Genomic DNA, 23,360 nt, shown 5'->3' with positions numbered 1-23,360 from the left:
GGCAGTAGCGAAAGCAGTGGCAAAAGCAGCGATGGATACCGGCGTCAACCGTATCACGGTCGATCCGGAAGAAGTGGCCGAAAAGACTCGTCAGCTTACAATCATCGACGAAGATTGATATCCAACCTGCGCAGGCAGACGTTTCCATAGTTGGAAATTGTCTGCTTTTTGCAGGTTATAAGAGTTTACATAGTTGAATTTTAACGCGCACGTACAAGGAAATGATGGTACAATAAATAGTTAGATGCGTTTGTTCAAAAGGAGGAATTACCTTGCTTAAAGATTTTTTTAGCAAGAAGAAACATGCTTCCAAGCCCAATGGAGAGGCGAAGCAGGATATTCCTGAAGGACTCATGCTCAAATGCTCGGACTGTGGAAAGATCTACTACCGAGAAGAGATGAGAAAGCAATTGTATGTGTGCCCGAACTGCGGCCACCATCATCAATTGCCTTCTGAAGAGCGAATAAACAGCTTGTTCGATGAAGGTTCATTTATGGAATATGACACAGACTTAACAACCGGCAATCCGCTGGAATTCCCAAGCTATCTGCAAAAATTGGAGAAGGATCAGCTAAAAACCAGCTTAAAAGAAGCTGTTGTGACTGGTGAAGGAACAATCAATGGTTTTCGTACTGCCTTTGCGGTGATGGACTCACGATTCAGGATGGCCAGCATGGGGTCCGTAGTCGGGGAAAAAATCGCACGTGCAATCGAAAGAGCACGCGAGGCGAACATTCCATTCATCATCTTCACCGCATCCGGCGGAGCCAGAATGCAAGAAGGTGCCTTGAGTCTGATGCAGATGGCGAAGACGTCTGCTGCTGTGCAGCGTTTCCGCGACGCAGGCGGATTGATGATTTCTGTCATGACGAACCCTACATATGGGGGAGTATCTGCAAGCTTTGCCTCATTAGGCGATTACAACTTTGCAGAGCCTGGTGCGTTGATCGGGTTTGCCGGAAGACGTGTTGTAGAGGAAACGATTCGGGAGAAATTGCCGGAGGACTTCCAGACTGCGGAATTTCTATTGGAGCATGGGCAGCTTGATGCTGTCATCAATCGCCATGATATGAAAAAATACCTGACCACGATCCTCGATATCCATCAAGCAGGAGGAAACGTATCATGAAACAAATATTGGAATTCGAGAAGCCAGTCATCGCTCTGCGCGAGAAGATTGCGGAACTGAAGAAGTTCACGAAGGAAAGCGATCTTGACTTGACGGAAGAAATCGTCAAGCTGGAAACGCGGCTGGAAAAACTGGAAAACGATATTTATACGAATCTCAAGCCTTGGGATCGTGTCCAAATGGCAAGGCATGCAGAGCGTCCGACGACGCTTGATTATGTCGGGCACCTTTTCACGGATTTCCTGGAGTTCCATGGAGATCGCTATTATGGCGATGATGCAGCGATTGTCGCAGGAATCGCCAAATATAAAGGCCGCCCAGTCACGGTTGTCGGCCATCAGCGGGGCAAAACGACGAAAGAGAATATTCGCCGTAATTTCGGCATGCCTCATCCAGAAGGCTTCCGCAAAGCGGCTCGTCATATGCAGCAGGCTGCCAAATTCGGCCGTCCGATCATTTGCTTCATCGACACGAAGGGAGCTTTCCCGGGCCGTGCCGCAGAAGAACGCGGGCAAAGTGAAGCGATTGCCCGCAACCTGATGGAGATGGCCGGCTTCGAAGTACCGATCATTTGCATCGTTATCGGGGAAGGCGGCAGCGGCGGTGCATTGGCACTTGGTGTCGGCGATCGCCTGCTTATGCTGGAGAATTCCACATTCTCTGTCATTTCACCGGAAGGCGCAGCCTCCATCCTGTGGAAGGATGGCGGAAAAGCGAAGGAAGCTGCTGAAAAGCTCAAGATCACGGCCCCTGACCTTAAGGAGCTGGGAGTAATTGATGGCATCATCCCGGAAATCCGCGGCGGCGCCCATCGGGATCTCCAAGCGCAGGCTGAACTCGTGGATCAAGTGATTGCGGAGCAGCTTGCTGAATTGGAAAAGCTGGAGAAGCAAGTATTACTGGAACAAAGATGGGAAAAATATAATAAAATCGGTTCGTATGCTGAATAAGCAGCCGGCCGATTGACTTCATCTTCCGCTTCTGTAAACGATTTACATAGGCTTTTTGCGGAATTCTTTTCTCTTACTTTTTTTAATAAGAAAATTATATGTTTTTATTTGATAATAAGTTGGATAAGGATTATCTTTGAGAGGGTATAAAAGTTCTATAATCGAAATTGTCTAGAGGTGAGCGCATGAAAAAGATAGGTGTTCTGACAAGCGGAGGGGACTCTCCAGGCATGAACGCGGCAATTCGTTCTGTCGTAAGGAAGGCTATTTATCATGATTTGGAAGTGTATGGCATATACAATGGCTACCAAGGGCTGATTGATGGAAATATCAAGCAGTTGGATCTTGGCTCTGTCGGTGATATCATCCAGCGCGGCGGAACGATGCTGCACACAGCACGCTGCGAACAATTCAAAACCGATGAAGGACAGGATAAAGGCATCGAACAGCTGAAACGCTTCGGCATCGAAGGGTTGGTGGTGATCGGCGGCGACGGTTCTTTCCGCGGAGCAGAGAAACTGACTAAAAAAGGTTATCCTTGCATCGGCGTGCCGGGAACGATCGACAACGATATCCCGGGTACCGATTTTACGATCGGTTTTGATACGGCATTGAATACTGTAATTGAAGCCATCGATAAAATCCGCGATACTGCCACAAGCCACGAGCGCACATATGTAGTCGAGGTCATGGGCCGCCATGCAGGGGATATTGCCCTGTGGGCAGGGCTTGCGGACGGTGCCGAAAGCATCCTGATCCCGGAACAGCCGACGGATTTCAATGACGTGATCGAACGTCTGAAGCGGGGTCAGGAACGGGGCAAGAAACATAGTATCATCATCGTTGCAGAAGGAGTCGGCAGTGGATTCGAGTTCGGCAAACGCATCGAAGAAGCAACGAATATGGATACAAGGGTCACTATTCTGGGGCATGTGCAAAGGGGCGGATCGCCTACTGCGAATGATCGGGTGCTTGCAAGCCGTCTTGGTGCAAAAGCTGTCGATCTTCTGCTCGAAGGCAAATCCGGACGCATGGTAGGAATCCAGAATAATAAACTTGTGGACCATGATATCCTGGAAATCTTAGACCGGAAACACGAAATCGACCTGGATATGTACAAGCTATCACAGGAATTATCGATCTAATAGTTGTTGCACTACTGAAGGAGGATTCTCAAAATGAGAAAGACAAAAATCGTATGTACAATCGGACCGGCGTCCGAGTCCGTAGAAACACTGGTTCAGCTAATCGAGGCAGGCATGAATGTCGCGCGCCTCAACTTCTCCCATGGGGATTTCGAGGAGCACGGCGCTCGCATCAAGAACATTCGCGAAGCTTCAAAACGCACTGGCAAAACAGTCGCTATCCTTTTGGATACAAAAGGTCCCGAGATTCGTACTGGTGTCCTGCAAGGCGGCGAAGCGAACATTGAAAAAGGCGACGAGATCTTTGTCAGCATGAACGAAATGGAAGGTTCCAAAGAGAGATTCTCTGTAACGTATCCAGGCTTGATCAATGATGTGCATGTCGGATCGAAGTTTCTATTGGATGATGGCTTGATCGAATTGGAAGTATTGGATATCGATAAAGCGAATAATGAAATCAAAACTAGAGCATTGAACTCCGGTTTGCTTAAAAACAAAAAAGGTGTCAATGTACCTGGTGTCAGTGTAAACCTTCCGGGTATCACAGAAAAGGATGCAAACGACATCGAGTTCGGAATCGAACAAGGCATCGATTTCATCGCTGCTTCCTTCGTAAGACGCCCATCCGATGTGCTGGAAATCCGTGAATTGCTTGAGAAGCATGAAGCTGGCCATATCCAAATCATTCCGAAAATCGAAAACCAAGAAGGCTTCGATAACCTGGATGCAATCCTTCAGGTGAGTGATGGTCTGATGGTTGCACGTGGCGACCTTGGTGTCGAAATCCCTGCTGAAGATGTACCTTTGGCACAAAAGGAAATGATCAAGCGCTGCAACATCGCTGGCAAACCAGTTATCACGGCTACCCAAATGCTTGACAGCATGCAGCGCAACCCGCGCCCGACACGTGCGGAAGCGTCCGACGTTGCCAATGCGATCTTCGATGGAACGGATGCAATCATGCTTTCCGGTGAAACAGCAGCCGGTAACTACCCTGTCGAAGCAGTACGTACGATGAATAATATTGCACGTAAAGCAGAAACTGCACTTGATCATAAAGCGATCCTTGACGAGCGCTCAAAAGCAAGTGATATGACGATTACAGACGCAATCAGCCAGTCTGTCGGCCATACTGCCATCAACTTGAGTGTCAGTGCAATCGTGACAGCTACTTCAAGCGGCTATACTGCGAAGATGATCTCCAAGTATCGTCCGAAAGCCCCAATCGTGGCGGTTACATTCGATGAAGCGACAAATCGCAGACTTTCCCTTGTTTGGGGTGTTCAAGCGATTACTGGTGAACGTGTGGAATCTACGGATGATATGCTGGATCTGGCAGTCGATACTGGTTTATCTACTGATTTGTTCAAACGCGGCGACCGCATCATCATCGCTGCAGGTGTACCGGTAGGTGAAACTGGAACGACCAACTTGATGAAAGTCCATGTAATCGGCGATATCCTTGCCAAAGGCCAAGGAATCGGAAAAGGCAGTGTCTACGGTAAAGCCGTCGTGGCGAAGGATGCTGATGAAGCACAGCGTCTTGTACAGCAAGGAGATATCCTTGTGACATACGGTACGGATAAAGACATGATGCCTGCCATCGAGAAAGCAGGCGGACTGATCGTGGAAGAAGGCGGCTTGACATCCCACGCAGCGGTTGTCGGTCTAAGCCTTGGCATTCCGGTCGTAGTAGGCGTGCCGGAAGCGACAACAAAGGTCACTGATGGCGCATTGGTAACAGTCGATGCAGCCAAAGGCGATATTTACGATGGACATGCCAGCGTCCTATAAGAGCTAAGTGTGAAGGAGAGGGTCTCGATACCCTCTCTTTTTTTATTTACCATAGGGCTGTGTTAAACTAAAGCTATTCTGACCAATGGAGCGTTGCGTATGAAAAAAGCGTTACTTTTCCTGTTTATTTTATTTCCAGCCATTGAAATAACATTTTTCATCTGGGCTGGTTTGAAAATTGGTTTTCTTTGGCTGTTCCTTCTTATCATAGCGACGGGTCTGCTTGGGGTGGCCCTGGCACGCCGCGAAGGAATCCAGACGTATAGAAGGGCCAGGGAGCAAATGCAGAACGGCCAGCCGCCGACGGAAGAACTGCTCAATGGAACATGTATACTCATTGGCGGATTTCTATTATTGCTGCCTGGTTTTTTCAGCGATCTGATTGGCCTTTTGTTTCTGCTGCCGTTTACCCGTAAAAGGCTTCGTTATTGGGTGCAGGCACTGCTCATGCGGCTGATTTCGAAAAATACCATCCGAGTATACCGCCGCTAATGCTGATTGCCGTATTTGATATACTTCCAGAGGATGCGCAAGACGCCGGTATGGTGCAGCGTGTGCAAGACTACCAGCAGCACTGGTCCGGCGAGAAGGCCGATAAAACCCAATAGCTGAAAGCCGGCAAAGACGGCAATCAGTGTTGCCAGCGGATGCAGCCCGATCTGGACGGACAATAGGTTTGGTTCCATGAGCTGCCGCTGCAGCACGATTACAAGGTACAGCACAGCTAGTCCTATCGTCAAAGAAAAGTTCCCCGACAGGAAGCTGTATAGGATCCAAGGGACGAAGACAATGCCAGTTCCCAAATAAGGCACGACATCGATCAGGGAAATAAAGAAGGCCGTAGCAATCGGGTGCTCGATACGAAGCACAGCAAAGCCTGAACACATGATGACGAATGTCAGGCTCAGCAGCAGGGCTTGTGCTTTGAGGAAGCCTATACAAGCCCTCATCAAGCCTTTCCCTACTTGTCTGGTGGAGGTCAGCAGTAAGGCAGGGAGAAAACGATCAAGATATACCGTGATTTTCTCCCAATCCTTACAAATGAAAAAAGTCCCAAGCAAGGCAAAAATACAGACGCTTATATAAAGCGGAGCCTTGCCGATCAGCATCGGGACAGCTTCCAGTGCTGCTTGGATTCCTTCACCGAGAGTAGAGGAAAGATGCTGGATGACAGCTTGGAGATTCTCATCCAAAGCTTCTTGCTGGCCGGGATTCAAATCCTGCTGGAAAGACATCAGCCGCTCATAATAAGGAACAATATATAATTCCGCGAGTCTTTGTACATAGTTTACAAAATCGCTGAAATGAACGGGTACGGTCTTGGCTAGATAGGCAGCTCCTTGAGCGATTTCATTCACTGCCAATGCAAGTCCGCCAAGGCATAACCCCAAAAAAATTAGTAAGATAAGCCCGACAGCAGCCGTCCTGTTCAGGGCTGTCTTCCGTTCGATCAAGCGGACAGCTGGATTCATCAGGATGGCGAGGATGAGAGAGATGATAAATGGATATACATAAGGAGCGGCCAGCAGAATGATTGCAATACTGCCGGCAGTCGATCCCAGTACGATGCATAATCGCAGCAGCTGGTGAAGAGTTGTCATTTGCATGGGCCCACATCCTTTATCGTCGTATAGAAAGTTTGGAGGAATAAATTTTGTTAAATACATCATCATTATTTTTAGTAATCATACTTATCTTGGGAATCGTCGGTAAGAACCAATCCATTACAATCGCAGCATACATCCTGCTCGGTATCAAAGTCCTGCAGCTGGATGATAAACTGTTCCCCTTCCTTGCTTCGAAAGGATTGAGTATCGGGATAACCGTTCTTACGATTGCGGTGCTTGTCCCCATAGCAAGCGGTGAAATCGGGTTCAAGGATTTATATGCGAGTGTGAAGTCATATTATGCATGGATAGCCTTGGCAGCAGGTATCCTGGTGGCGGTGCTCGGCAAATATGGCGTCAATCTGATGTCTACAGATCCGCAGGTGACAGTGGCGCTCGTCATCGGAACGATCCTTGCAGTGGTGCTATTGAACGGCGTGGCAGTAGGACCGCTGATCGGAGCGGGAATCGCTTATATGGTGCTTCAGATCATCGGACTATTTACAAAATGACAAAAATTTGATAATAATCAAATAATAAAGAAAACAAAAAAATTAAAACGTTTTCATTTCACAAACTCAAATATTATGTTTATAATGAAAGTGCTTCACTCAAATATCTAGCAACTTGAAGTTTTTATTACACATGTTAGCGTTTTGACTTTTACTAAAGGGGAGAGATTAACATGGCAGTAGTTAAGGGGCTTGAAGGTGTTGTTGCTGCAGAATCCAAGATCAGCTCGATCATTGACGATCAGTTGACTTATGCAGGCTATAGCATCGATGATCTTGCTAGTAATTCCAGTTTCGAGGAAGTAATTTATTTGTTATGGCATGATGAGCTGCCGACTGAGGAGCAGCTTGCCCAGCTAAGAGGGGAATTGGCTGCGCAGGCTAAGCTTCCTGAGCCGGTCATCGAACATTTGGAATCATGTGATTTGAAAGCGGTTCACCCGATGGCGGCACTCCGCACGGCTGTATCCCTGCTCGGTTTGTATGATGAAGATGCAGAAGTGAATACGCCGGAAGCGAATGCCAAAAAGGCAATCCGTCTTCAGGCGCAGATCGCGACACTGGTAGCGGCATTTTCCCGCCTGCGTTCCGGTCAGGAACCGGTGGCACCTAGGGAAGATTACAGCTACGCTGCGAATTTCTTGTATATGTTCAATGAGAAAGAGCCGAAGGACATCGAGGTCGAAGCGATGAATAAGGCGCTGGTGCTTCATGCAGACCATGAGCTGAATGCGTCTACATTCACAGCGCGCGTATGTGTGGGAACATTGTCCGATATGTATTCCGGCCTGACGGCTGCAATCGGTGCCTTGAAGGGTCCGCTCCATGGAGGCGCGAACGAGGCAGTGATGGAAATGCTGTTTGAAATCGGAGACATCGACAATGTGGAAGCCTTCCTTGAGAAGAAATTCGCCAACAAGGAAAAAATCATGGGCATGGGACATCGAGTCTATAAATCTGGTGATCCGCGTGCGAAATTCCTGAAAGAAATGTCCCGTGAACTGACGGAGATCACAGGTCAGACGAAATGGTACGAGATGAGCGTAAAAGTAGAGGATATCGTCAAGCGGGAAAAGAACCTCCCGGCTAACGTCGATTTCTATTCCGCTACTGTATATTACAGCTTGGGGATCGACCATGATCTTTATACACCTATTTTCACGGTAAGCCGTTTCTCCGGATGGATTGCACATATCCTGGAGCAGTATGCAGACAACCGTCTGATCCGTCCGCGTGCGGAATACGTAGGGAAAACACATCGTGCGTATACACCGCTTGAAGAAAGAGTCTAATTTTTTTACAACCATAAAGGCCAATTTTTGCTAAACTTATAGAGTATCAGATTTTACCTTAGGAGGAATCGAACATGGCTGAAGCAAACAAAATCACAGTAACAAACGGAGCGTTGCAAGTACCAGACCGTCCGGTCATCCCTTTCATCGAAGGAGATGGAACAGGTCCTGATATTTGGGCTGCCGCTAGCCGTGTACTCGAGGCTGCAGTGGATAAGGCTTACAAAGGCGAGAAGTCGATTGAATGGAAAGAAGTCTATGCAGGGCAGAAAGCATTCGATAAAACAGGCGAATGGCTCCCGAACGAAACATTGGATGTAATCCGTGAATACAAGATTGCCATCAAAGGTCCATTGACGACACCGGTCGGCGGCGGTATCCGTTCATTGAACGTGGCGCTCAGACAAGAGCTTGATTTGTTTACTTGCTTGCGTCCGGTCCGTTACTTCAAGGGTGTTCCATCACCCGTGAAGCGACCAGAAGATACGGATATGGTGATCTTCCGTGAGAATACGGAGGATATCTATGCTGGTATCGAATGGCAGAAGGGTTCACCGGAAGTGAAGAAAGTCATCGATTTTCTTGAGAATGAAATGGGAGTACATAAAATTCGCTTCCCTGAAACATCTGGTATCGGCATCAAGCCTGTATCCGAAGAAGGTACGAAACGATTGGTACGCGCTGCGATTGACTACGCGATCCAAGAGAACAGAAAAAGTGTGACACTGGTCCATAAAGGCAACATCATGAAATTCACCGAGGGTGCCTTCAAGAACTGGGGTTACGAACTGGCCGAGGCTGAATACGGAGATAAGGTATTCACATGGCAGCAGTATGATAAAATCGCTGAAGACCAAGGCCGCGAAGCTGCTGACAAAGCACAGCAGGAAGCCGAAGCAGCCGGCAAGATCATCATCAAGGATGCCATTGCAGATATCTTCCTGCAGCAGATTCTGACTCGTCCTGCAGAGTTCGATGTAGTAGCTACGATGAACTTGAATGGAGATTACATTTCCGATGCACTTGCTGCACAAGTCGGCGGAATCGGGATCGCTCCAGGGGCGAATATCAACTATGAAACCGGTCATGCGATCTTCGAAGCGACTCATGGTACAGCTCCGAAATATGCTGGCTTGGACAAAGTGAATCCATCTTCCGTCATCCTTTCCGGTGTGCTGCTGCTTGAACACCTGGGCTGGAGGGAAGCGGCGGATTTGATCACGAAAGCTATGGATAAGACAATTGCATCCAAAGTTGTCACTTATGATTTCGCACGATTGATGGACGGTGCCACAGAAGTGAAGACGTCCGAGTTCGGTGATGAATTGATCAAAAATATGGACTAACGTGTCAAAGGAGGAATCATCATGGCAATCAAGCGCAGAAAAGTATCCGTAATCGGCAGTGGTTTCACAGGAGCTACAACAGCATTCCTGATCGCTCAAAAAGAACTGGCGGATGTCGTGTTAGTGGACATTCCGGACATGGAAGACCCAACGAAGGGTAAGGCATTGGATATGCTGGAAGCATCTCCGGTGCAAGGATTCGATGCACATGTGAAGGGGACTGCGGATTATGCGGACACACAGGATTCCGATGTGGTCGTCATCACTGCAGGTATCGCCCGCAAGCCGGGTATGAGCCGGGATGATCTAGTGAACACGAACAGCAAGATCATGAAATCCGTTACAGAACAAGTTGTGAAGTATTCGCCGAACAGCATCATTGTCGTACTCACTAACCCGGTCGATGCGATGACATACACGGTGTACAAAACATCAGGCTTCCCGCGCAACCGTGTAATCGGTCAGTCCGGTGTGCTAGACACGGCACGTTTCCGCACATTCGTAGCGGAGGAGCTCAACCTGTCTGTCAAAGATATCACCGGCTTCGTCCTCGGCGGACATGGCGATGATATGGTGCCGCTCATCCGCTACTCCTATGCGGGAGGCATACCGCTTGAAACATTGATTCCCGAGGATCGCCTCCAAGCCATTGTCGAGCGCACACGCAAAGGCGGCGGTGAAATCGTCAACTTGCTTGGAAACGGAAGTGCTTATTATGCACCGGCAGCTTCCCTCCTCGTCATGGTGGAAGCAATCCTGAAAGATCAGCGGCGTGTCATTCCATCCATTGCATATTTGGAGGGTGAATATGGCTATAATGATCTATTCCTGGGAGTGCCGACGATCATCGGGGGCGATGGACTGGAAGATGTCATCCAGCTGGAGCTGACGGATGAAGAGAAAGCACAGCTTGATAAATCCGTTGAATCCGTACGCAAGGTCATGAGTGTTCTTCAATAAAATAGCAAAGCCTATCCAAAAAAGGATAGGCTTTTTTATATTTACAAATTCTTAACAGAGAAAGCGAAAACGTATGGTTCACTTTACAGTTGGAAAACGGTATGATGTTGCATAGAGGGGGCTAGTATCCATGGCACAAAAAGTACTTATTGTTGATGATGAAGAATCCATCGTAACTTTATTGCAATTCAATATAGAAAGAGCTGGATTTGAAACAGAAACGGCCTTCGATGGTCTGACTGGATTGCAGAAGGCATTGCAGAATACATACGATATGATTGTCCTTGATTTGATGCTGCCGGAATTGGACGGCACCGAAGTTTGCAAGCAGCTTCGGCAGAAACAGATTGACACGCCGATCCTCATGCTTACAGCGCGTGATGAGGAATTGGACAAGGTGCTGGGACTTGAGCTTGGTGCGGATGATTATCTTACGAAGCCATTCAGCCCGAAAGAGGTTGTTGCGCGGATCAAGGCCATCTTGCGCCGTACGAATAAGAATGATAATTATTTGGAAAGCGGAGAGATCAAGATTTCGGGATTATCCATATTCCCGGATCAATACGAAGCGTCCATTAATGGAGAATCCTTGAGTTTTACCCGCAAGGAATTTGAACTCTTGCTGTATCTTGCGAAAAACAAGGGCCGAGTCATGTCACGCGATCAGCTGTTAAGCTCCGTGTGGAATTATGATTTCGTCGGAGATACGCGAATCGTGGATGTGCATATCAGCCATCTGCGCGAAAAGATCGAACCTGATTCCAAACATCCTGTTTATATCAAGACCATCCGCGGCTTGGGCTATAAGATGGAGGAGCCGCAGTAATGCGTCGGAGCTCTTATGGGATTGCCGTTTATGGATCACTCATCTTGCTGGTCTTTGCGGCAATCGGTTTTATCCTTATGCAAATCACAAATGAGTGGTTTATTCTCTGGAGTGTCCTGCTGATTGGTGCAGCGCTGATCATTTCGGTATTGTACCGGCTGCAGGAACGCTATATCAAACCTGTTTCCGTGACTGCCGAAGTTGCGGAAGAACTGGTGAAAGGGAATTATAAGGCTAGGAATTATGAGAATTTTTACGGGGATGCCGGCAGACTGATCCGTTCCGTGAATCAAATCGCGCGCAATTTGCATGAGCTGGAGCTGCTGGAGAAGATGCAGGAGGATCAGCTGGAAACGGTGATCGATAATATGGAAAGTGGTTTGATGCTTGTTGATGAGCGTGGATATGTCCATTTGGTCAACAGGAAGTTCCTATCCGTTTTCGGAGGAAGGGACAAGGATTATATCGGCCACGTTTACCATGACACCATTTCGCAAAGCAATATCCATCATGTCGTTTCTGAGGCATTTCTTTATGAAGAAAAGGTGCGGGATGCTTTCACGCTTCAGCTGGAGAAGGAAAAGCGCTTCTTCGAAATTGTGGCGGCGCCGATTTTCAATGACTCGTATGATTTGAAGGGTGCTGTGCTTGTATTTTATGAGATCACGGATCTGAAACGAGTCGAAGAGATGCGAAAGGACTTCGTGGCCAATGTCTCGCATGAACTGAAAACACCCCTCACCTCCATACGCGGCTTTTCCGAAACGCTGCTGGAGGAAGGCGCACTGGATGATAAGGAACTCACCGAGCGCTTCATTACGATCATCAATAAAGAAAGTCAGCGCCTGCAGGCTTTGGTAAAGGATTTGCTCGAGCTCTCGCGTTTGGAAAAAGATGAACTTCAGGTGAGGGTGGAGAGGCTCGATTTCAGTTCGATGATTGATACGATCATGCCGATGATTGAGCAGCATGCAGCAAGCAAGCAGATTGATGTGGAGTTGGAGCTTCCCGACAGCGTCATCATGCGCGGTGATGAGGATCGGCTGAAGCAGCTTGTGATCAACCTGATGAATAACGCAGTCAATTATACACCGCCGAACGGCAAGGTGAAGCTGAAGGTGACACAATCGAATGATGCAGTGTTTGCCGAGATTTCGGATACCGGAATCGGCATCCCAGAGGATTCGCTCGACCGTATCTTTGAGCGTTTTTATCGGGTAGACAAAGCCCGCAGCCGTAATACGGGCGGAACCGGACTGGGCCTTGCCATCGTTAAGCATGTGGTCGAGGCGCATGACGGAACGATCACGGTAAGCAGTGAAGTGAATAAAGGCACCACGTTCTCCATTCGCCTGCCAAAGGCGCTTGGCTAAGATCGTCCAGCTGGACGATCTTTTTTGTTTCGGCAGGGAAACATGGTAAACTATTGAGAAGAGACAGGAACGATGATAAAGGAGTTTGATGTATGACGAAAAAATTGGTTTTGATAGATGGAAACAGCATTGCTTACCGGGCATTTTTTGCCCTTCCATTGTTGAATAATGACAAGGGTATACATACAAATGCCATTTACGGTTTCACGACGATGCTGTTTAGAATATTGGAAAATGAAAATCCGACACATATGCTGGTCGCCTTCGATGCAGGGAAGACCACCTTCCGTCATGAAACATATAAAGAATACAAAGGCGGCCGTCAGAAAACACCGCCGGAATTATCGGAACAATTTCCGCTGCTGCGTGAATTGCTGGATGCTTTCTCGATCAAACATTATCAGCTGAATCAATATGAAGCGGATGATATCATCGGTACACTGGTTAAGCAGGCAGAGGCAGATGATTTTGAAATCAAAGTCATTTCCGGGGATAAGGACTTACTGCAGCTTGTAAGTGATAAGACAACGATTCAGCTTACGCGGAAGGGAATCAGCGAAATCGATTCCTATACACCGGATTTCCTGCTGGAGAACATGGAGGTCAAACCTGAGCAGATTGTCGACATGAAGGCGCTCATGGGTGACAGCTCCGATAATATACCTGGAGTTCCCGGAGTCGGACAAAAGACAGCGGTAAAACTGCTGAAACAGTTCCAGACACTTGATGGCATTTACGAGCAGCTGGATGCCGTATCAGGGAAGAGCATCAAGCAAAAGCTTACAGACAATAAGGAATCAGCGTTCATGAGCCGGGAGCTGGCGACGATCGAAACAGAGGCACCAATCGAAGTGAGCCTTGGCGACATCAACTACGATGGATATCAAAGTGCTGCTGTCAGTACGATTTTCAAGGATTTGGGCTTTCAGTCGCTGCTTGGGAGAATCGGGGACGAAGGGGCGCCGGAGGAAGAAGCGGAAGAGCTGACCCCGCTGGATGTCACGATCGTGGAAGAGATCACCGAGGATTTGTTCACCGGTGAGGATGCGCTTGTTGTCGAAATGCTGACGGATAACTACCATACAGCAAAAATTGAAGGCTTTGGTCTTGCCAATGCGAACGGTGCGTATTTCATTCCTTCGGATGTCGCATATAAATCCGATGTTTTTAAAGCTTGGGCAGAGGATGCTTCGAAAGCAAAATGGGTTTTTGATGTGAAGCGATCAGTCGTGGCATTGCTGCACCATGGTATAAGACTGGAGAACGCCGATTTTGATTTACTATTGGCATCTTACTTGATAAATCCATCCGAAAATCACCATGATATCCCGGCAATCGGGCATCGTCTTGGTGAGGGGGATGTTTTATATGATGAAGAGGTATACGGCAAAGGTGCAAAAATGAAAGTGCCGGATTTGGATGCTTTCAGCGAGCATCTTGGCAGGAAAGCAATGGTCATCTACAAACTCAAGCCAGAGGCGGAAGAAAAGCTGTCGGGCTACGAACAGCTTGACTTGTTCCGTAATCTGGAGATGCCGCTTGCTGCCATCCTAGGCGAGATGGAATATCTTGGTGTGCAGGTCGATGTGGATCGTATCAAGGAGATGAAGGAAGAACTTGGCGGCAGACTGGCTGAAATCGAACAAAAGGTGTATGCATTAGCCGGTGAGGAGTTCAATCTGAATTCCCCGAAACAACTCGGCCCGATTCTTTTCGAGAAACTCGGTCTGCCGGTCATCAAAAAGACGAAGACAGGTTATTCCACATCAGCAGATGTATTGGAACAGCTTGCTGATCAGCATGAAATCATTCAGCAGCTGCTATTGTACCGCCAGCTAGGCAAGCTTCAATCCACTTATATCGAAGGTCTGCTTAAGGTTGTGGATAAGGAAACGAATAAAATCCATACCCGGTTCAATCAAGCATTGACGCAAACCGGACGATTGAGCTCAACGGAGCCGAATCTGCAGAATATCCCGATCAGACTGGAAGAAGGACGCAAAATCAGACAAGCTTTCGTTCCATCAAAAGAGAAGTCCGTCATCTTTGCCGCCGATTATTCCCAGATCGAGCTGCGTGTGCTGGCACATATTGCAAAGGATGAAAAATTGATCGAGGCCTTCAATGCGGATATGGACATTCACAGCCGGACAGCAATGGATGTTTTCCATGTCGAAGAGAAGGATATCACGAGCAACATGCGCCGCCAGGCAAAGGCGGTCAATTTCGGCATCGTATATGGTATCAGCGATTATGGATTATCCCAAAGCCTGGGTATTACACGGAAGGAAGCACAGCGGTTCATCGATCGTTATCTCCAGAGCTTCCCAGGTGTGAAAACATATATGGAAGATATCGTCCAGGATGCCAAACAAAAAGGATTTGTCACAACCATCATGAACCGCAGGCGCTATTTGCCGGATTTGACCAGCCGGAACTTCAATGTGCGCAGCTTTGCCGAGCGTACGGCGATGAATACGCCGATCCAGGGCAGCGCAGCCGATATCATCAAGAAAGCGATGATTGATTTGGCAGCACGCTTGGAAGAAGAGCAGCTGGAGGCAAAGCTTCTCCTGCAAGTGCATGATGAATTGATTCTGGAAGCCCCGGAATCTGAAATCGAGAAATTGAAGGAAATCGTGCCGGATGTCATGGAGCACGCAGTGGAGCTCGATGTGCCGCTGAAAGTGGAATACGCATACGGAAAAACATGGTACGACGCGAAATAAGCACGGAAAGAAGGACAAGGAATGCCGGAATTACCAGAGGTGGAAACAGCCAGGAGGACATTGGAACAGCTTGTCGTCGATAAGACGATTGAAGATATCACCGTCCGCTGGCCTAAAATCATAAAATTCGATGAAGGGATGGATCGTTTCATAGAGCGGCTGAAAGGACAGACTTTCCGCTCTATTGGCCGAAAAGGAAAGTTTCTCATGTTCTATTTGGATGGAGATGTGATTGTGTCCCATTTGCGGATGGAAGGGAAGTTCTCCGTCAAACCGGAAACGGAGCCGGATGATAAGCATACCCATGTCATCTTCCATCTGAAGAATGGGGAACAGCTGCGATATAATGACGTACGGAAATTCGGTACGATGCATTTGTTCAAGGAAGGACAGGAGTATGACACACCGCCGCTCACCTTGGTTGGCCCAGAGCCCTTCGATGAATCCTTCACTTTGGAGTATTTCAAGGAAAAGGTGCAGCGAAGCAGCCGGATGATCAAAAATATTTTACTCGATCAGTCGGTGGTGGCTGGCTTGGGCAATATTTATGTGGATGAAACGCTCTTTAAGGCGGGGGTGCATCCGGAACGCCGCGGCTCGTCGATGGAGGACATAGAATTGGTCCGCATCCAGCAAGCGGCTGCTGAAACCTTGCTGGAAGCAGTTGAAAAGGGCGGCAGTACAATACGCAGTTATGTGAACAGCCAAGGGAAAATCGGGACGTTCCAGAAGCAATTGCTTGTATACAGCCAGCAAGGAACCCCATGCCCGAATTGCGGCAGGGAGATCATCAAAATCAAAGTCGGCGGGAGAGGCACTCATATCTGCACGGCCTGTCAGCGGTAAAGGAGGAAGGAACAAGCCATGGGCATTGTAATTGGACTTACAGGGGGCATTGCATCCGGAAAAAGTACCGTAAGCGATTTGTTCAGGGAATACGATATTCCGGTCATTGATGCAGATGTAGTCGCCCGGGAAGTCGTCGAGCCTGGGGAGCCTGCCTTGGCAGCCATTGTCGATGCGTTCGGAGCAGAGATCCTGCTTCCCGACGGGACGCTGGACCGGCCGAAGCTGGGCGGTATCATCTTCCGGGATCCACAGAAGCGGGAGGTGCTGAATGGTATCGTACATCCTGTCGTCAGGGAGAGGATGACTGCTGAGCGTGACCGTCTCAAGTCCAAGCATCCAGCAGTCGTTCTTGACATCCCGCTGCTGTTCGAAGGCAAGCAATTGCATCTAGTGGATAAAGTTGTCGTTGTATGCGTCGATCCCCAAGTGCAGCTGGAGAGACTGATGCTCCGTAATAGCTTGACGGAACAGGAAGCATTGGATCGAATCGGAAGCCAGATGCCTTTGGACGATAAAGCGGCCCGAGCCGATGCGATCATCGATAACAATGGTAGCAGGGAAGAAACGAAAGAACAGCTGAAGCAGCTCTTGATATCGTGGAACATTATAGGAGGAGCCCAATGAAAAGGGCTCTTTTTTTTGTTCGCATTTTTATCTCAATATGTTATACTATTTTTAGATATTTACAATATAGTGTGACACATTAAGGAGGCAATATGATGACAACACGTATAGCGATTAATGGATTTGGCAGAATCGGCAGATTGGTTTGCAGACGAGCGATGGAAATGCCCGATTTGGAAATTGTGGCAGTGAATGCTTCCTATCCGGCAGAGACGCTGGCCCATCTTCTGCGTTATGACAGTGTACATGGTAATTTGGAGAATGATATTTCCGCAGAAGCAGGTGCAATCGTATATGACGGAAGAAAAATACGTGTCGTCGGGGAGCGTGACCCAAAGCTTTTGCCGTGGGGAGAGCTTGGAGTGGATGTCGTCATTGAAGCAACAGGGAAATTCTGCTCCCGGGAAGCAGCCTCTGCACACTTGGATGCAGGTGCAAAGAAGGTCGTCATTACAGCCCCGGGGAAAAACGTGGATGCTACGATTGTAATCGGAGTCAATGACCAGATTTATGAAAGCGAATTGCATCATGTTGTTTCCAATGCCTCTTGTACAACGAATTGCCTTGCGCCTGTCGTCAAAGTTTTGGATGAGCGATTCACCATCAGGAATGGTCTGATGACGACGGTTCATTCCTTCACGAATGACCAGAAGAATATTGATAATCCGCATAAAGATCTGCGCAGGGCCAGAGGCTGTACACAATCGATCATCCCGACGACGACAGGGGCAGCCAAAGCACTTGCAGAAGTGCTGCCCCATCTGAAGGGCAAGCTGCATGGCATGGCCTTGCGTGTTCCGACTCCGAATGTCTCGCTTGTCGATTTGGTCGTGGATGTGGAAGAGGATGTCACTGCAGAACAAGTCAATGATGCATTCCGCACGGCAGCAGAAACGGATATGCGGGGCATCATAACCTATAGTGAAGAACCGCTGGTTTCCATCGACTATACGACGACACCACAATCCGCTGCGATCGATGGCTTATCGACAATCGTCATGGAAGGGAAAAAGATAAAAATAATTGCCTGGTACGATAATGAGTGGGGTTATTCCTGCCGGGTGGTTGATTTGGCCCAGCTGGTCGGCAGCGGTATAGTCAAGGCCGAGCGGGCAGAAGTCATATAAGCTGAATTTCCCCTCTTTGTGTTATTTTTGAACGTATGCTTGCCAAACGGGTACAAACACTATATACTACTTTTTGCATGCATTCATTGCTGCACACAAGCATATTTTCAATAATGTTTTCCCGAAGGATTTATGCATTAAGTGACTGCTTAAAGGGTTAGGACCTCTTAGGACTAACTTTCCCCCGTGGCAACTCACGCATCTATTTTTTGGGTAAATATTCAAAGGGGGAAGTTTATATTGGATACAATGGGAAGACATGTAATAGCGGAATTATGGGATTGTAACGCGGAGAAATTGAACGACATGCAGCTGATCGAGCAAATCTTCGTTGATGCAGCTTTGAAATCAGGAGCTGAAGTGCGGGAGGTCGCTTTCCACAAATTTGCACCGCATGGTGTGAGCGGAGTGGTCATCATCTCTGAATCGCATTTGACAATCCACAGTTTTCCGGAACATGGCTATGCCAGCATTGATGTTTATACTTGTGGCAACATCATTGACCCGAACGTGGCAACAGATTATATCATTGATGCACTTGAAGCTAAGACATGTGAGAAAGCAGAGCTTCCGCGGGGCATGGGTCCTGTGGCAGTGCAGCCAAAATCACATTGATATGAGTACAACAACCCTGCTCTCTTTTGAGGCAGGGTTTTTTAATGTGCATATGGCGGGGTATCCGGATTGGGAAAATGGGGAACCTACATAAAGGCATGAATAGCTTTCGGTCGCTTTTTAATTTGACTTCCGATATAATAGCAGGTACTAATAGTTACTGCTAGAAAGAAGGTATATTCTTGAATAGACGTGTTGTAGTTACTGGATATGGTGCTGTCACACCGCTTGGAGCGGATGTAGAGAGCTTTTGGGATAATATCAAGGCTGGTAAGTCTGGCATCAAGAAGCTTGATCCGGAAAAGTTTGCTGGTATAGCTTCGCGAATCGGCGGAATAGTCAGCGGATTCAATCCGGAGCAATACCTTGATAAAAAGGAAATCGAACGTTTTGACCTCTACAGTCAGTTTGCTTATGGAGCAGCTGTCCAGGCGATGGAACAAGCGAATCTGTCAGCTGATACAGTGAATCCCGAACGAGTCGGCATCTATATCGGTTCTGGAATCGGCGGAGTGAATACCATTTTAGATAATCATCAGACGATGCTCGATAAAGGGCCGCGACGTGTGTCCCCATTCATGGTGCCGATGATGATCAGCAACATGGCATCGGGAATCGTTTCTATCAAAACGGGCTTCAGCGGACCCAGCTTTGCTCCTGTATCTGCTTGTGCGACTGGCAACCATGCCATCGGGGAAGCATTCCTGAATATCAAGCATGGCTATGCAGATGCCATCCTTGCCGGCGGAGCGGAGGCCTCCATCACGCCATTCGCTTATGCAGGCTTTACAAAGATGCGGGCGATGAGCACCCAAAATGATGCACCTGAGACTGCAAGTTCCCCATTCGATGCCAATCGAGATGGATTCGTCATGTCAGAAGGTGCAGGCATCCTTGTATTGGAAGAACTCGAGCATGCCCAAAAACGCGGTGCGACGATCCTAGGCGAAATAGTAGGCTATGGTTCGACTACTGATGCGCATCATATCACGGCGCCTAATTACCTTGGTCCTGCCCGTGCGATGAAACTGGCAATGCAAATGGCTGATATGGGGCTTGGGGACGTGGATTATATCAATGCACATGCCACAAGCACACCGGAAGGCGATAAAGTAGAGACAAAAGCAATCAAGGAAGTATTCGGGGATAAAGCAAGCGAATTGCTCATCAGCTCGACGAAATCGATGACAGGGCATTTGTTTGGTGCAGCCGGGGCGGTCGAGGCAATCATAACGCTCAAAGCACTGCAGGATGGCATTGTACCGCCAACGATCAACTATAGGGATGCTGATCCGGAATGCGACTTGTCTTATGTACCGAATGAAGCGGTGGAGCAGGAATTAACCGCTGCGCTGTCGAATGGCTTTGGTTTCGGCGGACATAATGCGGTGCTGGCACTGCGTAAATGGAAAGGGTAGCCCTTGGCTGCCTTTTTTTGTTGGCTGAAGAACGCTTCGATTTTTCACTTGAATCGTGGTAGAATAGGAAAAAGACGATACATAAGTGTCGCAAATGCACGAAGCCTGCCGTGGCTTCGCGGAAGTAATGGGGTGGATCGGCATGAGATGTCCAAACTGCCAATATAAAAGCACAAAAGTATTAGACTCCCGTCCCATCGAGGAAGGGCGTTCCATCCGGCGGCGCAGGGAATGTGAAGACTGCGGCTTTCGCTTCACCACGTTTGAACGTATCGAAGCAACTCCGCTGATTGTTGTGAAAAAGGAAGGGACGCGCGAAGAATTCAGTAAAGAAAAGCTCTTGCGCGGCTTGATCAAAGCATGTGAAAAACGCCCGGTTGCATTGGAGCAAATCGAATATATCGTAGCAGATGTGGAAAAGGAATTGCGTAACAGCGGTACATCCGAAGTTCAGAGTAAGGAAATCGGCGAAATGGTCATGGAACATTTGTCGGAAGTGGATGAAGTGGCCTATGTACGTTTTGCATCTGTTTACCGTCAGTTCAAGGATATCAGCGTCTTCCTGGAAGAGTTGAAGGACTTGATCAAAACCGATAAGAAAGAGTAAGACTTTGCCAGAAGGAAAGGACAGATTGTATGAACAGTCAGCATATCGGGAAGCTCCTGCCGGCTGATGGTTATATGATCCGGATGAAGTCAGCGCTCCCGGAGGAATACTCGGTGGCATTGACTCATCTGTATCAGCCGCTGCTCGGGATACGGGCGGTGACATTATATCAGACGCTAATCAATGAATATATCGTTCATCATGGCACATGTGAACCGAAGACGCATCATATGCTGATGACTTTGCTGGATATACCGATGGATCAATTATATGAGGCAAGGCTGCAGCTGGAGGCGATCGGACTCATCCGGACGTTCCAAAAGCAAGGGGAAGAGGATATATACATTTATGATTTGTACGCACCGTTTCCGCCAGAGGCCTTTTTCCGGGATGACATGCTGTCCCAGCTTTTGTATCACCAATTAGGGGAAAGCAGATTCAAGCAGATGCGCGATGTGCTTATCAGGGAGGAAGAGCTGCCTGAAGAGGCTGAAGAAATCACGGCATCGTTCGAGGCTGTTTTTTCGGCTGGAAAGCTGACGAAGCGTTCTGTCCAGCCGATGGTGACAGCATCAAATGCTGCTGATCAAAAGCGGGGACCTTCCATCGACAGTGATGTAGTCGATTATGACTGGCTGCGTCAATCGCTGAAGCAGCGGATGCTCGATCCGGAATTGATTCTTACACCGCGGAACCGGAAACTGATGGAGTCGATGACGGTCCTGTACAGCCTGACCTCTTTGGAGCTGGACAAGGCTTTGCTTTGGGCGGTTTCGGATAAGCATGAGCTGAATCCAGCAGAGTTCAAAGCAGCTTGTCACGATCTGTTTTTGGCCCGTCCTAAAACAGCCGAGCCAAAAGTCATGGAGCTCCCGCAAAAAGACACGAAACAGCAGCTGCACGCATCGACCAAACAAGAGCAGCTCATCCAGCTGCTGGAGACGATCTCTCCAAAGCAGCTGCTGGAGGACATATCCGGTAATGGAACAGCAGCAGCAGCCGACTTGAAGATCATTCGTGATGTGATGGCCGAGCAAGGCATGGCGCCTGGAATCATGAATGTGCTTGTTTATTATGTTCTGCTGAAGTCTGATATGAAGCTATCGAAAGCTTATATGGAGAAAATCGCGGCACATTGGGCACGTAAAAAAGTCAGCACTGTCCGGGAAGCGATGGAGCTAGCCAAGAGCAGCAACCAGCCGTGGAACACAGCGAGCAGCACGAATCAACCTGCAGCAAGGAGGAAGACAGCTGGTCGTGCGGAGGTTGTCCCGGAATGGTTCGACCAAAAAGACAAGGCAGAAGCACCTGCCGATACAGTCGTGCCGGATACGGATGTAGCAGAGATGCTCAAACAGTTCAATGCGAATAAGCATCGAGTTTGAGAGTTAGCAGGAAGGGGGTGCACGCATGGAACCCATTCAAGCATCCTTACGGAAATGGATGCAGGAAAACAGTAATTTCAAAGAGAATTTCGAGCGCATGCAGCAGCAGGTGAGGCGGGACCCAGAGGTGAAAGCTCTGTTGGAAGCAAATCCGCAGCTTACCGAACAGGATATCCAGCGGAATCTGATGCGCCTTTATGAATATACGACACAATCGAAGCAATGCCAGGACTGTCCATCGCTTGAGGAATGCCGGAATATACTGAATGGCTATACACCGACGCTGGAGGTGGAGGGGAATGTCATTCGTATCGCTTATGACAAATGCCACTCCCGCCTGCAGCATGAAGAGCGGCAAAAGCAGCAATCACGCATCAACAGTCTGTACATGCCGAAGGATATCCTGGAGGCGACGACTGAAATGCTTGATCATGGTGATCCGGAACGTCAGCAGGCCATCCTGAAGACGCTGCAGTTCCTACAGCAGACCGACGATGCCATCCCCGAGAAGGGTCTGTATTTTTATGGACCATTCGGAGTTGGTAAAACATATTTCCTTGGAGCCATCGCCAATTATCTGGCCGAAAGGAATATCTCCAGCATGCTCATATATATGCCGGAGTTTGTACGTGAAATGAAAGCATCCCTCAAGGATGACTCTGTCAATGAGAAAGTCGAGCTGTTCAAGAAGACACCTGTACTGATGCTGGATGATATCGGCGCTGAATCGCAGTCGGCTTGGTTCCGGGATGAGATACTCGGCTCCATCCTTCATTATCGGATGATGGAGCGGCTGCCGGTCTTCTTTACATCCAATTATTCCATTGCACAGCTGGAGCAGCAGATTGCCACGACCAATCGCGGTGATGTGGAGCGTGTGAAAGCAGGCAGGATCATGGAAAGGATCAAACGAGTCGCAACCGAAGTGCCGTTGTTCGGAAAAAATAGAAGGAACGATTGACCTAAAAAGACAAGCCAAAGCCGGCTTGTCTTTTTTTAGGCTCATATTTCCCCTTTCCGCCCATATAATGTAACAGTTGATAGTGGCGAGGGTGGTTGATATTGCGTAAA

Annotated in this window: 22 protein-coding genes; 21 read left to right on the top strand and 1 reads right to left on the bottom strand. The window is 48.3% G+C overall.

The annotated features are described in order from the left end of the window. The 6 genes from CHH53_RS17645 to CHH53_RS08380 form a co-directional block, all read left to right on the top strand. On the top strand, positions 1–118 hold a 118-nt coding region (locus CHH53_RS17645; RefSeq protein ID WP_233134955.1), incomplete at its 5' end, for a hypothetical protein. Positions 119–272: 154 nt separating this feature from the next. Further along, positions 273–1,130, top strand: a complete 858-nt coding sequence (gene accD / locus CHH53_RS08400; RefSeq protein ID WP_095215679.1) for an acetyl-CoA carboxylase, carboxyltransferase subunit beta — start codon at positions 273–275, stop codon at positions 1,128–1,130. Further along, on the top strand, positions 1,127–2,080 hold the full coding sequence (gene accA, locus CHH53_RS08395; protein WP_095215678.1) for an acetyl-CoA carboxylase carboxyl transferase subunit alpha: 954 nt from the start codon (positions 1,127–1,129) through the stop codon (positions 2,078–2,080). Before accD ends, accA begins: the two co-directional genes overlap by 4 nt. A gap of 185 nt (positions 2,081–2,265) precedes the next feature. After that, positions 2,266–3,225, top strand: a complete 960-nt coding sequence (gene pfkA, locus CHH53_RS08390; protein WP_095215677.1) for a 6-phosphofructokinase — start codon at positions 2,266–2,268, stop codon at positions 3,223–3,225. A gap of 33 nt (positions 3,226–3,258) precedes the next feature. Continuing rightward, complete coding sequence (pyk, locus tag CHH53_RS08385) at positions 3,259–5,019, top strand: pyruvate kinase (protein WP_095215676.1); 1,761 nt, start codon at positions 3,259–3,261, stop codon at positions 5,017–5,019. A gap of 99 nt (positions 5,020–5,118) precedes the next feature. Beyond that, a complete protein-coding gene (locus CHH53_RS08380; protein ID WP_095215675.1) occupies positions 5,119–5,511 on the top strand; it encodes an FxsA family protein in 393 nt (130 codons plus the stop codon). Here CHH53_RS08380 and ytvI read toward each other — a convergent pair. After that, positions 5,508–6,626 carry a sporulation integral membrane protein YtvI gene (gene ytvI, locus CHH53_RS08375; protein WP_158221513.1) on the bottom strand — a complete coding sequence of 373 codons (1,119 nt, stop codon included), beginning with the start codon at positions 6,624–6,626 and terminating at the stop codon, positions 5,508–5,510. The two genes, CHH53_RS08380 and ytvI, sit on opposite strands and share 4 nt — an antisense overlap. A gap of 47 nt (positions 6,627–6,673) precedes the next feature. On the opposite strand from ytvI, the gene CHH53_RS08370 reads away from it, so the two are divergent. The 15 genes from CHH53_RS08370 to dnaI all read left to right on the top strand — a co-directional run bounded on the left by CHH53_RS08370 (position 6,674) and on the right by dnaI (position 23,250). Then, positions 6,674–7,138 (top strand): DUF441 domain-containing protein, encoded by a 465-nt coding sequence (locus tag CHH53_RS08370; protein ID WP_095215673.1) that lies wholly within the window; start codon positions 6,674–6,676, stop codon positions 7,136–7,138. Between the two features lie 173 nt (positions 7,139–7,311). After that, positions 7,312–8,430 (top strand): citrate synthase, encoded by a 1,119-nt coding sequence (gene citZ, locus CHH53_RS08365; RefSeq protein ID WP_095215672.1) that lies wholly within the window; start codon positions 7,312–7,314, stop codon positions 8,428–8,430. 74 nt (positions 8,431–8,504) lie between these two features. Further along, positions 8,505–9,776, top strand: a complete 1,272-nt coding sequence (icd, locus tag CHH53_RS08360) for an NADP-dependent isocitrate dehydrogenase (protein WP_095215671.1) — start codon at positions 8,505–8,507, stop codon at positions 9,774–9,776. A 21-nt stretch (positions 9,777–9,797) separates the two neighbouring features. Then, complete coding sequence (gene mdh, locus CHH53_RS08355; RefSeq protein ID WP_095215670.1) at positions 9,798–10,736, top strand: malate dehydrogenase; 939 nt, start codon at positions 9,798–9,800, stop codon at positions 10,734–10,736. A gap of 130 nt (positions 10,737–10,866) precedes the next feature. Next, entirely contained in the window at positions 10,867–11,562 is a 696-nt protein-coding gene (locus CHH53_RS08350) for a response regulator transcription factor (protein ID WP_095215669.1), read from the top strand. Continuing rightward, a complete protein-coding gene (gene pnpS, locus CHH53_RS08345; RefSeq protein ID WP_095215668.1) occupies positions 11,562–12,935 on the top strand; it encodes a two-component system histidine kinase PnpS in 1,374 nt (457 codons plus the stop codon). Before CHH53_RS08350 ends, pnpS begins: the two co-directional genes overlap by 1 nt. 92 nt (positions 12,936–13,027) lie before the next feature. Then, on the top strand, positions 13,028–15,664 hold the full coding sequence (gene polA / locus CHH53_RS08340) for a DNA polymerase I (RefSeq protein WP_095215667.1): 2,637 nt from the start codon (positions 13,028–13,030) through the stop codon (positions 15,662–15,664). Between the two features lie 21 nt (positions 15,665–15,685). After that, entirely contained in the window at positions 15,686–16,510 is an 825-nt protein-coding gene (gene mutM, locus CHH53_RS08335) for a DNA-formamidopyrimidine glycosylase (RefSeq protein ID WP_095215666.1), read from the top strand. Positions 16,511–16,528: 18 nt separating this feature from the next. After that, positions 16,529–17,137, top strand: a complete 609-nt coding sequence (gene coaE, locus CHH53_RS08330) for a dephospho-CoA kinase (protein ID WP_095215665.1) — start codon at positions 16,529–16,531, stop codon at positions 17,135–17,137. A 95-nt stretch (positions 17,138–17,232) separates the two neighbouring features. After that, complete coding sequence (locus CHH53_RS08325) at positions 17,233–18,264, top strand: glyceraldehyde-3-phosphate dehydrogenase (RefSeq protein WP_095215664.1); 1,032 nt, start codon at positions 17,233–17,235, stop codon at positions 18,262–18,264. Positions 18,265–18,504: 240 nt separating this feature from the next. Then, positions 18,505–18,879 carry an adenosylmethionine decarboxylase gene (gene speD / locus CHH53_RS08320; protein ID WP_095215663.1) on the top strand — a complete coding sequence of 125 codons (375 nt, stop codon included), beginning with the start codon at positions 18,505–18,507 and terminating at the stop codon, positions 18,877–18,879. 182 nt (positions 18,880–19,061) lie between these two features. Then, positions 19,062–20,297 (top strand): beta-ketoacyl-ACP synthase II, encoded by a 1,236-nt coding sequence (fabF, locus tag CHH53_RS08315; protein WP_095215662.1) that lies wholly within the window; start codon positions 19,062–19,064, stop codon positions 20,295–20,297. A 142-nt stretch (positions 20,298–20,439) separates the two neighbouring features. Continuing rightward, the gene (gene nrdR / locus CHH53_RS08310) at positions 20,440–20,904 is read left to right on the top strand and encodes a transcriptional regulator NrdR (RefSeq protein WP_095215661.1); all 465 of its coding nucleotides are present in this window, start codon (positions 20,440–20,442) and stop codon (positions 20,902–20,904) included. A gap of 29 nt (positions 20,905–20,933) precedes the next feature. Further along, positions 20,934–22,289 carry a replication initiation and membrane attachment family protein gene (locus tag CHH53_RS08305; RefSeq protein WP_095215660.1) on the top strand — a complete coding sequence of 452 codons (1,356 nt, stop codon included), beginning with the start codon at positions 20,934–20,936 and terminating at the stop codon, positions 22,287–22,289. Positions 22,290–22,314: 25 nt separating this feature from the next. After that, complete coding sequence (gene dnaI / locus CHH53_RS08300) at positions 22,315–23,250, top strand: primosomal protein DnaI (RefSeq protein ID WP_095215659.1); 936 nt, start codon at positions 22,315–22,317, stop codon at positions 23,248–23,250. Positions 23,251–23,360: the final 110 nt, after the last annotated feature.

This window comes from Terribacillus sp. 7520-G (assembly GCF_002271665.1).
GTDB lineage: Bacteria > Bacillota > Bacilli > Bacillales > Amphibacillaceae > Terribacillus.
The sequence above is the reverse complement of the archived record's forward strand: the minus strand, read 5'-3'. Positions and strand labels throughout refer to the sequence as shown.